This window comes from Streptomyces sp. AP-93 (genome assembly GCF_022808175.1).
Taxonomy (GTDB): Bacteria; Actinomycetota; Actinomycetes; order Streptomycetales; family Streptomycetaceae; genus Streptomyces.
Map to the genome: position 1 here is coordinate 214803 of NZ_JALGBX010000003.1, position 14351 is coordinate 229153.

The window sequence follows — 14351 nt, forward strand, 5'->3', positions numbered from 1 at the left end:
ACAGAAGTCACTGCCTTCACGACCCAAGCATTCAGCCAACAGCGAACACGGGGTGGCCGCGCTCACAGGGCATCACAAGGGCATCACAAGGGCAGAGTGACACGCATCACGAGGCCACCGCCCTCGCGCGGGACCGCCTGGATCCTCCCGCCGTGTGCGCGCGCCACGGAGCGCGCGATGGAGAGGCCGAGCCCGACACCCTTGTCGCTGCCCGTGCGCTCCGTACGCAGCCGTCTGAAGGGCTCGAAGAGGTTGTCCACCTCGTACGCGGGAACCACGGGACCCGTGTTCGATACCAGCAGGACCGCCTGCCCGTGGACGGCCTCGGTGGTGACCTCCACCCAGCCGCCCTCGGGCACGTTGTAGCGGACGGCGTTCTGCACCAGGTTGAGCGCAATCCGCTCCAGCAGCACGCCGTTGCCCTGGACCACGGCCAGCGCGCGCTCTCCGCGGATCTCCACGCCCTTGGCCTGCGCCTCCCCGCGCGCCTGGTCGAGGGCGCGCGAGGCCACCTCCGCCAGGTCCACGGGCTTGCGCTCGATGATCTGGTTGTCGCTGCGGGCCAGCAGCAGCAGACCCTCCACCAGCTGTTCGCTGCGCTCGTTGGTGGCGAGCAGGGTCTTGCCGAGCTGCTGGAGCTCCACCGGAGCCCCGGGATCGGAGAGGTGCACCTCCAGCAGCGTCCGGTTGATGGCCAGCGGGGTCCGCAGCTCGTGCGAGGCGTTGGCCACGAACCGCTGCTGGGCCGTGAAGGCCCGCTCCAGCCGGTCGAGCATCTCGTCGAAGGTGTCGGCGAGCTCCTTGAGCTCGTCGTCCGGCCCGTCCAGCTCGATCCGCCGGGTGAGGTCGGAGCCGACCACCCGGCGGGCGGTCCGGGTGATCTTGCCCAGCGGCGAGAGCACCCGGCCGGCCATCGCGTAGCCGAAGGCGAAGGCGATGATGCTCAGCCCCATCAACGCCATCAGCGAACGGCTCAGCAGATCGTCCAGCGCGTGCCGGCGCTGTTCGAGGATGCAGGTGTTGATCGCGGCGTTGAACTGGTCGGGCATCTGGCCCGTACCGCTCACGCCGGGGCAGCTGCTGGTGACCTGGATCGGGCCGCCGCCCACGATCGTGAACGGCAGCGCGTTGCCCTGCCGCAGCGCCTGGGCCGCCAGCAGGTAGATGATCGACAGCAGCAGGATGCCGGCGATCAGGAACATCCCGCCGTACAGCAGCGTGAGACGTATCCGGATGGTCGGCCGCAGCCAAGGGAAAGGACCCTCGGGCTGGCCGGGGTCCCAGGTCGGTTTCGGTGGCGCCGCCGGTGGCGCCGGGGTCGCGGCCACCCGCGTCAGATCCGGTAGCCGGAACCGGGGACGGTCACGATGACCGGCGGCTCCCCCAGCTTTCGGCGCAGCGTCATCACCGTCACGCGCACCACGTTGGTGAAGGGATCCGTGTTCTCGTCCCACGCCTTCTCCAGGAGCTGCTCGGCGGACACGACCGTGCCCTCGCTGCGCATGAGGACCTCCAGCACCGCGAACTCCTTCGGCGCCAGCTGCACCTCCTTGCCCTCGCGGAACACCTCGCGCCGGTTCGGGTCCAGCTTGATGCCGGCGCGCTCCAGCACGGGGGGCAGGGCGACCGTGGTGCGGCGGCCGAGGGCCCTTACCCGGGCCGTCAGCTCGGTGAACGCGAAGGGCTTGGGCAGGTAGTCGTCCGCCCCGATCTCCAGGCCCTCGACCCGGTCGCTCACATCGCCGGAGGCCGTGAGCATGAGCACGCGGGTGGGCATGCCGAGCTCGACGATCTTCCGGCACACGTCGTCACCGTGCACGAGCGGGAGGTCCCGGTCGAGCACGACCACGTCGTAGTCGTTCACTCCGACGCGCTCCAGGGCCGCGGCGCCGTCGTACACGACGTCCACGGCCATGGCCTCCCGGCGCAGTCCGGTGGCCACCGCATCGGCGAGCAGCTGCTCGTCCTCGACGACGAGTACGCGCACGTCGTTTCCTTCCTCAGAGCCCGTCAGGGCAGGGGTGTCATGTGGCCTCCATCCTGCCCCTTTCGCCGGTAAACCGGCTGTAAGACGCCGCTCGCGGGCGCTCAGGGGGTGACTCGAGGAACGGAAGTGAGGATTCCCTGGCCTTACGAGGTTTCTGGGGCCAGGGCGGCGGGGAGGACGACTTCACACCCCGAACACCTCCCTGACGGCGCACTGCCACGTGCCGCCGCCGACCCACGAAGAGGGGGCGAACCCACCCATGGACGCATTCACCGCGGGTCTCCTGCAGCGCATCAGGAGCACGCAGTCGGACCTCAGGCAGGCTCGCGAAACAGGCGACGACTTCCTCGTGGAAGTGGAACAGGCGGAGCTGGAAGATCTCCAGCGCATCGCAGCCGATCACGGCGTTCCGGTCACCGTCTCCGCCTGCTGATTCCAGCCGCCGTACCCACACCCCGGACCCCGGAGGCCGCCACCCGGCCGCCGGGGTTCCTTCATGCCCCGGAAGGCGTACCGGGAGCACGCCACGGCGCCCCGGGCCGCGCCCGCTCAGTCGTGCCAGGCCCCGGCTTCCTCCAGCAGCGGCCGCAGCGAGGCGAACACCGCGGGGGTCGCGGCCAGCGCGAGCTCGCCCGAGGCGGGCTCTCCGGGCCTGCCGCCCGTCACCGCGCCGGCCTCCCGCGCGATCAGCTCGCCCGCCGCCAGGTCCCAGGGGTTCAGCCCGCGCTCCCAGTACCCGTCCAGCCGGCCGGCGGCCACGTCGCACAGGTCGATCGCCGCCGAACCGCCCCGCCGGACGTCCCGGACCAGCGGGATGATCCGCTGTGCGACGTCGGCCTGGTGGGCCCGCCGGCTCTGGACGTACGCGAACCCGGTGCCGATCAGCGCCTGGTCCAGCGGAGCCGCCGGCCGGCAGGCGAGGCGGACCCCGCCCAGCCAGGCCCCGCGGCCAAGGACCGCATGGTACGTCTCCCCGCGCATCGGCGCCGCCACGACCCCGGCCACCGTCTCGCCGCGGTACTCGGCCGCGATGGACACACCCCAGGTCGGCAGCCCGTAGAGGTAGTTCACCGTGCCGTCGAGCGGGTCGATGACCCACCGCACGCCACTGGTGCCGGCCGATTCGGAGCCCTCCTCGCCCAGCAGCCCGTCCTCGGGCCGCCGCTCCGCGAGGATGCCGGTGATCAGCTTCTCGGCCGCGATGTCCATCTCGGTCACCACGTCGATCGGGCTCGTCTTGGTCGAGGCGACCGCCAGATCGGCGGGCCGCCCGTCCCTCAGCAGCGCGCCCGCCCGGCCGGCCGCCTCCAGGGCCACGTCAAGCAGTTCGGTCTTCAGTTCTTCGGAGATCACGCCCGGCTCCAGTTCCTCGGCTCGTACGGACTTCACCGCGCACGCTTCGCTGCGCACACCGGCCGGCTACACGTACGGGCTGTCCACGCCCGCGGCCGCCGGCCGGGGCCCGCGCGCCGGGCAGCAGCCCACCGCGCACAGGTCGTGGCTCGCTCCGAGCAGCCCGAGCGCGCAACGCTCCACGGCCTCCCCGCGCTCCGCCGCGGCCCGCTCCAGCACGAGGTCCCGTACCGCCGCCGCGAACCGGGGGTCGGCGCCGACCGTGGCCGAGCGGGCGATGGGCAGCCCCAGCTCGGCGGCCTTCGCCGTCGCCTCCGTGTCGAGGTCGTAGAGGACCTCCATGTGGTCCGAGACGAAGCCGATCGGCACCATGACCACCGCCGGGGCGCCCGCCGCGTGCAGGGCCTCCAGGTGGTCGCAGATGTCCGGCTCCAGCCACGGGATGTGCGGGGCGCCGCTGCGCGACTGGTAGACGAGCTCCCAGGGCAGCTCGGCGCCGGTCTCGGCGCGGACCGCGTCGGCGATCAGCTTCGCGACGTCCAGGTGCTGCTTGACGTAGGCCCCGCCCTCGCCGTTCGCGGTGTGGTCCTCCACCGGGCCTGAGGTGTCCGCGGCCGCGTTCGGGATGGAGTGCGTGGTGAAGGCCAGGTGCGCCCCGGCGCGGACCTCCCCCGGCAGCGCGGCCAGCGAGTTCAGCACCCCGTCGATCATGGGCTGCACGAAGCCGGGGTGGTTGAAGTAGTGCCGCAGTTTGTCGACCTTCGGCAGGTCCGCCTCGGCCACGCCCTCCTCGACCAGCAGGGCCAGCGCGTCCGCGAGGTTCTCGCGGTACTGCCGGCAGCCCGAGTACGAGGCGTACGCGCTGGTCGCCAGCACCGCGATGCGGCGGCGCCCGTCGGCGGCCATCTCGCGCATCACGTCGTTCAGGTACGGCGCCCAGTTGCGGTTGCCCCAGTAGACCGGCAGGTCCAGCCCGTGCCCGGCAAAGTCCTTGCGCAGGGCGTCCAGCAGCTCGCGGTTCTGCCCGTTGATCGGGCTGACCCCGCCGAAGCCGAAGTAGTGCTGCCCGACCTCCTTGAGCCGCTCGCGCGGGATGCCGCGCCCGCGCGTGACGTTCTCCAGGAACGGCACGACGTCGTCGGGCCCCTCGGGGCCGCCGAAGGACAGCAGCAGGAGGGCGTCGTAGGGGGCGGCGGGGCCTTCGGCCGAGCCGGGGGCGCAGGCGCGGAGCTGGTCAGACATGCTTCGAATCCTGCCACCCGCCGCCGCCGCGCGGAAAACAGGCCCGGCCTCCGGGACCGCTCGGCCCGGGGTACGGGCCCTCGGGCCGCTGTCCGGTTCCTCCCCGCGCGGGCGCCTCGTGTGCGGCCGTAACCTGTATGGGCCAATGACGTCCCTTACGGAGGGCACCTTGCCCAGTCCCTACCGCGCGATCTTCGCCGCCCCCGGGAGCCGGGGCTTCAGCGCGGCCGGCCTCATAGGCCGGCTGCCGCTCTCCATGGTCGGCATCGGCATCCTGACGATGATCTCCGAGCTCACCGGCCGCTACTCGCTGGCCGGCGCCCTCACCGCCACCCTTGCGCTCTCCGCCGCGGTGATCGGCCCGCAGGTCTCCCGCCTGGTCGACCAGTACGGCCAGCGCCGCGTCCTGCGGCCGGCGACCCTGCTCGCGCTCCTGGCCATCTCCGGGCTGCTGCTGTGCGCGGCCAACAACACGCCCGACTGGACCCTGTTCGTCTTCGCCGCGCTCGCCGGCTGCGTCCCCAGCGTGGGCTCGATGATCCGCGCCCGGTGGACGGCCATCTACCGGGACTCGCCGCGCGAACTGCACACGGCGTACTCCCTGGAGTCCGTCCTGGACGAGGTCTGCTTCATCTTCGGGCCGATCCTGGCCATCGGGCTCTCCACCACCTGGTTCCCCGAGGCCGGCCCGCTGGTCGCCGGGGTCTGCCTGCTGGTGGGCGTGTGGTGGCTGACCGCGCAGCGCGCCACGGAGCCGGCCCCGCACCCGCGCGGCGAGGACGCCGACCGGACCTCGGCGCTGCGCTCCCCCGGACTCCAGGTGCTGATGGCCACCTTCGTGGCCACCGGCGCCATCTTCGGCTCCATCGACGTGGTGACGCTGGCCTTCGCCGACGAGCAGGGCCACAAGTCCGCCGCCAGCTTCATCCTCGCCGTCTGGGCGGTCGGCTCCTGCCTCGCCGGCATCGTCTTCGGCCTGCTGCACCTCAAGGGCAAGCCGGAACGCAGGTGGGTGCTGGGCATATGTGCGATGGCCGTGAGTATGATCCCCCTCCTACTGGCCGGGAACCTTCCGTTTCTGGCCGTGGCGCTCTTCGTCTCGGGCCTCGCCATCGCTCCCACGATGATCACCACGATGGCCCTGATCGAGGCGCACGTACCACGCGCGAAGCTGACCGAGGGCATGACCTGGATCAGCACCGGCCTCGCGGTCGGGGTCGCGCTCGGCTCCTCCGTGGCCGGCTGGGTCATCGACGCCGCCGGCGCGAAGAGCGGGTACGTCGTCTCCATCTCGGCGGGGGCCGCCGCGGCGGCGGTTGCGTTCGCGGGTTACCGCCGGCTGACGAGGTCGGCGCAAGGGGAGGAGCCTTCCAACGATGGCGACGACGGGGACAGCAGGCAGCAGCGGGACACGGACCGCCGCGTGGCATAACTGGGCGGGCAACGTCAGCGCCACGCCGGCGCGCGTGGTCACCCCGGCATCGGTCGGGGAGCTCCGGGAGGCGGTCCGCCGGGCCGCCGGGGACGGGCTGAAGGTGAAGGCGGTCGGCACCGGCCACTCCTTCACGGCGGCCGCCGCGACCGACGGCGTACTGATCCGCCCGCAGGCGCTGGCCGGGATCCAGTCGATCGACAGGACCGCCGGCGCCGCCACCGTCACCGTGGCGGCGGGCACGGTCCTCAAAGACCTCAACCTGGCCCTCGCCAAGGAGGGCCTGTCGCTCACCAACATGGGCGACATCATGGAGCAGACGGTCTCGGGCGCCACCAGCACCGGCACCCACGGAACCGGCCGCGACTCGGCCTCCATCGCCGCCCAGATCCGCGGTCTGGAGCTGGTCACGGCGGACGGCGAGCTGCTGACGTGCTCCGAGAAGGAGAATCCCGAGGTCTTCGCGGCGGCCCGGCTGGGCATCGGGGCGCTCGGCGTGGTCACCGCGCTCACCCTCGCCGTGGAGCCGCTCTTCTTCCTGACCGCCCGTGAGGAGCCGATGACCTTCGACCGGGTGACGGAGGAGTTCGCCCAGCACCACGCGGAGAACGAGCACTTCGAGTTCTACTGGTTCCCGCACACCGGCAACTGCAACACCAAGCGCAACAACCGCAGCCAGGGCCCGGCCGCCCCGCCCGGAGCGGTCTCCGCCTGGGTCGAGGACGAGCTGCTGTCCAACGGCCTCTTCCAGGCCGTCAACTCCTTCGGCCGCGCCGTCCCGGCGGCCATCCCCTCCATCGCCCGGATCGCGAGCCGCGCCCTGTCGGCGCGCACCTACACGGACATCCCGTACAAGGTGTTCACCAGCCCGCGCCGGGTGCGGTTCGTGGAGATGGAGTACGCCCTTCCGCGCGAGCGCGTCGTCGGGGCGCTGCGGGAGCTGAAGGCCATGGTGGACCGCTCCGGCCTGCGGATCAGCTTCCCGGTGGAGGTGCGGACGGCTCCGGCGGACGACATCACCCTGTCGACGGCCTCCGGACGCGAGAGCGCGTACATCGCGGTGCACATGTACAAGGGCACCCCGTACCAGGCCTACTTCACGGCCGCCGAGCGGATCTTCACCGAGCACGGCGGGCGGCCGCACTGGGGCAAGGTGCACACGCGGGACGCGGAGTACTTCGCCCAGGTGTACCCGCGCTTCGGGGAGTTCACGGCGCTGCGGGACCGGCTGGACCCGGACCGGGTCTTCGGCAACGACTACCTGCGGCGCGTCCTGGGCGACTGAGCCCGGGGGACTGATCCCTCGGCCGGGCCCTCAGGGGGTCTGCGACTCCTGGCCGGTGCCGGTGCCGCTGTCCGTGCCCGCGCCCGGCGTCTGCCGGCCGTTGTCCGGCGTGGGAGTCGGGGTCGGCGTGGGGGTCGGAGTCGGGGTCGGGGTCGGCTTGGGTGTGGGGGTCGGAGTCGGAGTCGGGGTCGGCGTGGGGTCCGGGGACCCCGAGGGGTCCGGGTCGGGCTTCGGGCTCTCGTTGCCGTCCGGGTGCGAGGGGCTCGGGGAGTTCCCGGCGTCCGGGGTCTTTCCGCCCTTCTCGCCGGTGCCGGTGCCCGACGGGTCCTTGGACGGGTCCGGCTTGTAGTCGCGGGCCTTGCCGACTCCGCCGGTGAGGATCGTGCCTCCGCCGGCGCTGACCGAGGTGCCGGCCACCGCCTCGTAGGTCCCGAGGACGCCGAGCGCTATGACGAAGGCGGCTCCGGAGGCCACGGCCGTCCGCTTCCAGCCGCGCATCCGGGTGCCGTGGACCGTGCCCGCGCCGAACTCCTCGTCGGCCGGCGGCCCGCCGGCGGGGACGGTGCCCAGCAGCATCGTGCCGTCCGGAGCCCGACCCGCGGGGACGGTGCCCAGCAGCATCGTGCCGTCCGGAGCCCGACCCGCGGGGGCGGACCCGGGCCCGTCCACCGGGACCTGACGCGCCTTCGGCCGGGCCGTCTCGCGCAGCTGGTCGCCGGTGCGGCGGAAGAAGTGCTGGATGACGGGCCCGCCCGCGGTGGCCACCACGCTCACCACGCCCGCGCCGAGGATGGTCCCGTAGACGCCCATCTGCGAGGCGAGCAGGGCCGCCGCGACCGTGGCGAGCGAGGAACCCGCGACCTGAGCCGCGCTCAGATCGAGTTTCTTCTTCTCCTGCTCCTGCTCCGGTTCGACGTCCAGCACCGTCTTCTGACCCATCGCCATCCCCTGCGTGTCCTGCCCTTCGCGCTCCCACGCCTTCTCCAGTACTGACACATCAGCGAAACGGATAGTTCCGTTTCCGGAGATTCTGTGAAGCAGGACACCCGAAAACGGGCGCACGTCCAGGTCCGGCCGGATGTGGACCCGCTCCAGGGCAGCCCAACTCCCGCCGTCCGGGACAAGTTCGGCGGCGCGGCGGTCCACCCAGGTGGCCCGAATGGAGTACTGTGGCGAGCCCTGGGGCCGTCCTTCCTTTCGGATGTCCGGACTCGGGAGAGGGGGCCGGCTGATGGAAAAACGGCACTCGAGACCGGCGATGCCGCGGTTTTGCACGGGATCCTGCTGCGCACAGTAATCGTTCGGTCACTGTGCGTGCCCAACAGGTAACCGTGCCATAACAGCGATCAAGGGCGCATGCCCGACACGCCGGTTTAACTCGGCAAGGTAGTGGCAGGCTGCACCCGGGCAGGCCACACTCGACTAGCGGAAGCAGCGACGCACGTGACGTCGGCAGGCACCACCCGGGAGGTCCCCATGCCCGAACTGCGTGTCGTGGCCGTCTCAAATGACGGCACACGACTGGTGCTCAAGGCTGCGGACAGCACGGAGTACACGCTTCCGATCGACGAGCGTCTCCGCGCTGCCGTGCGCAACGACCGTGCGCGCCTGAACCAGATCGAGATCGAGGTGGAGAGCCACCTCCGCCCCCGCGACATCCAGGCCCGCATACGGGCCGGCGCCTCCGCGGAGGAGGTCGCTCAGCTCGCCGGCATCCCCGTCGACCGCGTACGCCGCTTCGAGGGCCCCGTGCTCGCCGAGCGCGCGTTCATGGCGGAGCGGGCCCGCAAGACCCCCGTGCGCCGGCCCGGCGAGAACACCGGACCCCAGCTCGGCGAGGCCGTGCAGGAAAGGCTCTCGCTGCGCGGGGCCGAGAAGGAATCCGTCCAGTGGGACTCCTGGCGCCGCGACGACGGCACCTGGGAGGTCCTGCTGGTCTACCGGGTCGCGGGCGAACCGCACTCGGCGAGCTGGACGTACGACCCGCCGCGCCGGCTGGTCGTCGCCGTGGACGACGAGGCCCGCTCGCTGATCGGCGAGTCGGACGACCTGCCGGCGACCCCGGAGCCGAGCTTCCCCTTCGTGCCGAGGATCGCGCGGCTGCCGCGCGACAGGCCGCTGGACCGGGCGCTCGACCGTCAGATGGAGAGGCCGACCGCGCCCCCTCCCCCGCCGGAGCCGGAGCCCGAGGAGGAACGGGACACGCTGACGGCCCTGCTGGAGGCGGTACCGAGCTTCCGCGGCGACCTGGTGGTTCCGGAGCCGGTGAGCGAACCGGAGGCGGAGGAGCCGCCCGCCGCTTCGGCGTCGGCCGGTGCGGGTTCGGCGTACGCGGACGTCCTGATGCCGCGCACCGTGGCGGGACACCGGGACCGGCTGACGGGCACGACCGACCGGCAGGCGGAGGCCGACGGGGTGCGTCCCGGGCGCCGCGCGGCGGTGCCGAGCTGGGACGAGATCGTCTTCGGCACCCGCCGCAAGAAGCAGGAGTAGTACGGACCCGGGCCGCCCCGGGCCCCGGCGGCGGAGACCGCCATCGGGGCCCGGGGCGGAGCACCCGGGCCCCGAGTGAGACGGCCTAGCCCGGCAGCTCGCCGACCGCCACCTCGCGCGCCGGGTCCGCGGACCATTCCGACCAGCTGCCCGCGTACAGCGCCGCCGGGATGCCCGCCGCCGCCAGCGCCAGGACCTCGTGGGCTCCCGAGACGCCCGAGCCGCAGTAGACCCCGACCGGGGTGGCGGTGTCGGCGTGCACGCCCAGCCCTTCGAAGCGGGCCCGCAGGGCGGCGCGGTCCAGGAACAGGCCGTCGGGTCCCGCGTTCTCCGTGGTCGGCGCCGACAGCGCCCCCGGGATGTGGCCCCCGACCGGATCGATCGGTTCGACCTCGCCCCGGTACCGTTCGCCCGCCCGTGCGTCCAGCAGCACACCTGTCCGGGCCAGGGCCGCCGCCCCGTCCGCGTCCAGCAGTCCGATGGCACCCGGATTTGGCTTGAAATCGCCCTCGCTCACAGGAGTGACCTCGGCGGACAGCGGACCGTCACCGGCCTTCCACGCGGCCAGTCCCCCGTCCAGGACCCGCACGCGGGGGTGACCCGTCCAGCGCAACAGCCACCACGCGCGCGCCGCCGCCCAGCCCTGACCACCGTCGTACACGACCACCGGCACGTCCGCCGAGACCCCGGCCCGCCGCATCACCGCCCCGAACTCCTCGGGGTCCGGCAGCGGGTGCCGGCCGCCGGAGCCCGCCGGACCTGCCAGTTCCGCGTCGAGGTCGACGTAGACCGCGTTCGGGAGGTGTCCGGTCTCGTACTCGGGCCTCAGGTTCGGGCCTCCGAGCTGCCAGCGGACGTCCAGGAGCACCGGCGGCAGCGGGCCGGCCAGCTCCTCCTTCAGGTCGGCGGCGGAGACGAGCGGGGAGCGGGGCGGGTTCGCAGTCATGCGGGCCATTTTGCTCCCCGCCGCACACCCCGCGTAACAAGCAGTCCATCGACGGGCCGGGCCGGGCCGCACCGATCCGGACATCTCTCCCGGCTCCCGAGAAACCCGGCCGGTCGGGGCGCGCCGGGCCCCCTGGAGTGGAAGCATCAGCTCCGGGAAGGGTCACTAGCGTGACGACGGAGGAGACGGCTGACATGACCGAGGCATCGGAAGCAACGCGGCGCACGCCCGGCACGCCGTGCTGGGCGAGCCTGATGGTGCACGGCCTCGGGACCACCGAGGAGTTCTACGCCGACCTGTTCGGCTGGGAGTACGAGCCCGGCCCCGAGCAGCTCGGCCCGTACGTCCGGGCCATGCTCGGCGGGCAGGAGGTGGCCGGCATCGGCGAGATGCCGCCGGACCGGCAGCTCCCGGTCGCCTGGACCACGTACCTGGCCACGGACGACGCCGACGCCACGGCCGAATCGATCCGCTCCTGCGGCGGCACGGTCGCGGTGGGCCCGCTGGACGCCGGGATCGCGGGACGGGTGGCGATCTGCTCGGACCCGCTGGGCGCGATCTTCGGGCTCTGGCAGGCGGCGTCCCACCTCGGCACCCAGCTGGCCGGGGGTCCCGGCACCCCGGTGTGGCACGAGCTGGTCACGCAGGACACCTCGACGGTCGGGAAGTTCTACGAGCACGTCTTCGGCCACGAGGCCCGTGCGCACGCCGGCGCGGGCGATGCCGCCGACGAGTTCGACTACCTCACCCTGTCCCTGCAGGGCCGGCCGGTGGCCGCGGTGCACGGGGTCGGCCGCTCCCTGCCCCACGACCGGGGGCCTCACTGGATGACGTACTTCGAGGTGGAGGACACCGACGCGGCCGCCGCCCGGGTCCTGCGGCTCGGCGGCCGGGTCGTCCAGCCCCCGCGCGAGGGCCTGAGCGGCCGGCTGGCCGTGGTCACGGACCCGGAGGGCGCGGTGTTCACGCTCGTCCGCGGCCGGTCCTGAGCGGGCCGCCGTCCGCCTACCGGATCGGCCCGGCGGCCCTGGGCTCCCTTGCGGTGACCAGCAGGCCGCCTGCGAGGGCCGCCAGCAGCAGGGCGCCGAACCCGCACCAGAGGAAGGTGCCGTAGCCCTCCACCAGCGTCGGGAACTGCGCGTCCGGCGCCGCGGACCGGGCGGAGGCGACCACGACGAGGGCGAGCAGCACTCCGCCGATCGCATCGCCCAGCTGCTGGGCCGTGGCGACGGCGGCCGAGGCCGCCCCGGCGTGCCGGGGTGCTGCACCGGCAGTCACCGTGGCGAAGAGCGGCACGAGGGCCGTGCCGAGGCCGAGGCCGGTGAGGAGCATGCTGGGCAGGGACAGGCCCGTGGGCAGGTAGCCGTCCTCGCCGGTGGCCAGGACGAGCACCCCGGCGGCCGCGAGCACCAGCCCCGCCGCGATCAGGACGTGGGGCGCCACGCGGTGCAGCAGGCGGGCGGACACCTGGGTGGAGCCGATCACGGCCCCGATGAGCAGGGGCAGGAGGTACGTCCAGGCCTCGCCCGATGCGTAGCCGTAGATCTGCTGGAGGTAGAAGGCAAGCGAGGAGAACAGGGCCAGGGAGCCCACGCCCGCCAGGAACAGGACGAGCAGGGCACCGACCCGGTCGCGGTCCTTGAAGAGGTACGGGGCGGTGCTGCTCTGCCGCCACAGGAAACCCGCGAGCAGGGCGGCGCCGACGGCGAGCAGGATCACCGTCAGGACGTCGATCGTCCCGTCGGACTCGATCCCGGCTAGGCCGTAGGTCAGGGCGGCGAGCCCGCCGGTGCCGAGCAGCACGCCGGGCACGTCCGGGCGGGCGCCGGAGGCACCGGGGTCGTCCCGCGGCAGGGTGAGCGCGCCCAGCAGCAGGAGCACGGCGAGCGCGGCGGGGGCGTACAGGCACCAGCGCCAGCTCAGGCTTTCGAGGAGCGGTCCGCCCAGGAGCAGCCCGACCGCCGAACCGCCGCAGGTGAACGCGGCGAAGACCCCGAACGCCCGGGCCCGTTGCCCGGTGTCGGTGGAGCCGGTGGCGACCAGCGAGAGCCCGGCCGGTGTCAGCAGGGCAGCGAAGGCGCCCTGCAGGACACGGGCCCAGAACAGCATGCCGGAATTGGCTGCCACACCGCCGAGTGCGCAGGCCACCGCGAACCCGAGCAGGCCGATGAGCAGCGACCGCCGACGGCCCATCAGGTCCACGAGGTGCCCGCCGAGCAGCAACAGCGCGGCGAAGGTGACCGCGTAGGCGCTGAACATCGGGCTCAAACCGGCGGATTCGACGCCGAGGTCCGCCTGGACGATCGGCAGCGCCATGGCGAAGACCGTCGCCGCGAGCACCACCGTCAGCTGTGTCAGGGAAGCCACCAGCAGGCCGCGCCGGCGCCCGGCACCGCGCGGGGCGGCCGCCGGGTCCCGGCCCGGGGGCGTGGACGGCGTCGCGGACGGGGTCTCGGACCAGGAGCCGGGGGCGGGCCGAATCCCCCCGCGGGGGTGGGGTCGGCCGGGGCCGTCGGAGCGTACGGGGGCGGAAGGGGGTGGGAGCGGGCGGCAGGGACGCGGGGGTCCGGCTGCGGGGTGGACTCGGGGGTGGCCCGCACCTCGGGGGCGAAGTCCAGCAACTGGGCTGCGTGGCGACCGAGTTGGGCCAGGACCGGGCCCGGGAGCCATTCTCCGGGCTGGTTCACGGCCGTGCGCTCGGCCACCTGCGCGGGAGTGGGCCGCCGGGTCGGGTCCTTGTGCAGGCAGGCGGCCACCAGCTCGACGAGCTCCTCCGGTACGCCGGTCAGGTCCGCCTCCTCCTCGGCGACCCGGAAGAGGTGTGCGTTCAGGCCGGTGTCCGCGGCGCCGAAGAGGAGCCGTCCGGTGGCGGCGTAGACGAGGACGGCCCCGAGGCAGAAGACATCGCTGGCGGGGTTGAGTTCGAGGCCGCGGACCTGCTCCGGCGACATGAACCCGGCCGAGCCGATCAGCATGCCGGTGTGGGTGAGCAGGCTGTCCCCGGCGAGGCTGTCCATCGCCCGGGCGATGCCGAAGTCGATGACGCGCGGGCCGTCGACGGTGACGAGGACATTGGAGGGCTTGAGGTCGCGGTGGATCAGGCCCGCCTCGTGGACGGCCTGCAGGGCGAGGGCGAGCCGGTTGGCGAGGGTGCGTACGGAGTGCTCGGGCAGCGGTCCGAAGTCCTTGGCGACCACGGCGTGCAGATCGGGCCCCGGGATGTACTGGGTGGCCACCCAGGGCACGGCGGCCTCGGGGTCCGCGTCGAGCACGGCGGCGGTCCAACTCCCGCCCACCCGCCGCGCGGCGGCCACTTCCCGGGCGAAGCGCCTGCGGAACTCCGGGTTCCCGGCGTACTCGGCCTGCACCACCTTCACGGCGACGGTGCGCCCGCCCTCGGAGCGGCCCAGGTAGACCAGGCCCATGCCGCCGGCGCCCAGCCGGGCGATCAGACGGTACGGGCCGATACGGGTCGGGTCTTCGACGATCAGCTGATCCACGCGCTGAGGATAGTGCAGCTATCCAATACGTGCAGGCGCATGGGCGGAATCGGCGGAACTCGCGGGCGGCCTCAGCACCGCCTTCACCTCGCACGCGACAGAACGGACCATAT

At 73.0% G+C, this 14351-nt stretch carries 13 protein-coding genes; 5 read left to right on the forward strand and 8 right to left on the reverse strand.

Features of this window, described 5'->3' with window-relative positions; all coding sequences use genetic code 11:
• Positions 1–83 precede the first annotated feature (83 nt).
• Positions 84–1328 carry a HAMP domain-containing sensor histidine kinase gene (locus tag MTF69_RS06885; RefSeq protein WP_243331627.1) on the reverse strand — a complete coding sequence of 415 codons (1245 nt, stop codon included), beginning with the start codon at positions 1326–1328 and terminating at the stop codon, positions 84–86.
• A gap of 5 nt (positions 1329–1333) precedes the next feature.
• On the reverse strand, positions 1334–1987 hold the full coding sequence (locus tag MTF69_RS06890) for a response regulator transcription factor (RefSeq protein WP_112451148.1): 654 nt from the start codon (positions 1985–1987) through the stop codon (positions 1334–1336).
• A 259-nt stretch (positions 1988–2246) separates the two neighbouring features.
• Between MTF69_RS06890 and MTF69_RS06895 the strand changes: the two genes are divergently transcribed.
• Positions 2247–2420, forward strand: coding sequence for a hypothetical protein (locus MTF69_RS06895; RefSeq protein WP_204357838.1), 174 nt, complete (start codon positions 2247–2249; stop codon positions 2418–2420).
• Positions 2421–2536: 116 nt separating this feature from the next.
• Here MTF69_RS06895 and MTF69_RS06900 read toward each other — a convergent pair whose 3' ends face one another.
• Together MTF69_RS06900 and MTF69_RS06905 are read right to left on the reverse strand one after the other, a co-directional pair.
• Entirely contained in the window at positions 2537–3352 is an 816-nt protein-coding gene (locus tag MTF69_RS06900; protein WP_279345500.1) for an inositol monophosphatase family protein, read from the reverse strand.
• A gap of 54 nt (positions 3353–3406) precedes the next feature.
• Positions 3407–4582 (reverse strand): ferrochelatase, encoded by a 1176-nt coding sequence (locus MTF69_RS06905; RefSeq protein WP_243331629.1) that lies wholly within the window; start codon positions 4580–4582, stop codon positions 3407–3409.
• A gap of 169 nt (positions 4583–4751) precedes the next feature.
• Here MTF69_RS06905 and MTF69_RS06910 point away from each other — a divergent pair, with 169 nt between their 5' ends.
• Positions 4752–6014 (forward strand): MFS transporter, encoded by a 1263-nt coding sequence (locus MTF69_RS06910; protein WP_243331631.1) that lies wholly within the window; start codon positions 4752–4754, stop codon positions 6012–6014.
• Positions 5959–7299 (forward strand): D-arabinono-1,4-lactone oxidase, encoded by a 1341-nt coding sequence (locus MTF69_RS06915; RefSeq protein ID WP_243331633.1) that lies wholly within the window; start codon positions 5959–5961, stop codon positions 7297–7299. Before MTF69_RS06910 ends, MTF69_RS06915 begins: the two co-directional genes overlap by 56 nt.
• 30 nt (positions 7300–7329) lie before the next feature.
• Here MTF69_RS06915 and MTF69_RS06920 read toward each other — a convergent pair whose 3' ends face one another.
• Positions 7330–8238, reverse strand: a complete 909-nt coding sequence (locus MTF69_RS06920) for a hypothetical protein (RefSeq protein WP_243331634.1) — start codon at positions 8236–8238, stop codon at positions 7330–7332.
• Positions 8239–8775: 537 nt separating this feature from the next.
• On the opposite strand from MTF69_RS06920, the gene sepH reads away from it, so the two are divergent.
• Positions 8776–9792 carry a septation protein SepH gene (gene sepH / locus MTF69_RS06925; protein WP_243331636.1) on the forward strand — a complete coding sequence of 339 codons (1017 nt, stop codon included), beginning with the start codon at positions 8776–8778 and terminating at the stop codon, positions 9790–9792.
• Positions 9793–9877: 85 nt separating this feature from the next.
• Here sepH and MTF69_RS06930 read toward each other — a convergent pair whose 3' ends face one another.
• Positions 9878–10738: a sulfurtransferase gene (locus MTF69_RS06930; RefSeq protein ID WP_243331637.1), complete on the reverse strand. Its 861-nt coding sequence runs from the start codon at positions 10736–10738 to the stop codon at positions 9878–9880.
• A gap of 194 nt (positions 10739–10932) precedes the next feature.
• On the opposite strand from MTF69_RS06930, the gene MTF69_RS06935 reads away from it, so the two are divergent.
• Positions 10933–11727, forward strand: coding sequence for a VOC family protein (locus MTF69_RS06935; protein ID WP_243331639.1), 795 nt, complete (start codon positions 10933–10935; stop codon positions 11725–11727).
• Between the two features lie 16 nt (positions 11728–11743).
• Here the strand turns inward: MTF69_RS06935 and MTF69_RS06940 are convergent, their stop codons facing one another.
• Both MTF69_RS06940 and MTF69_RS06945 read right to left on the reverse strand, forming a co-directional pair.
• Positions 11744–13105 (reverse strand): MFS transporter, encoded by a 1362-nt coding sequence (locus MTF69_RS06940; protein WP_243331640.1) that lies wholly within the window; start codon positions 13103–13105, stop codon positions 11744–11746.
• On the reverse strand, positions 13093–14238 hold the full coding sequence (locus MTF69_RS06945) for a serine/threonine-protein kinase (RefSeq protein WP_374322316.1): 1146 nt from the start codon (positions 14236–14238) through the stop codon (positions 13093–13095). Before MTF69_RS06945 ends, MTF69_RS06940 begins: the two co-directional genes overlap by 13 nt.
• Positions 14239–14351: the final 113 nt, after the last annotated feature.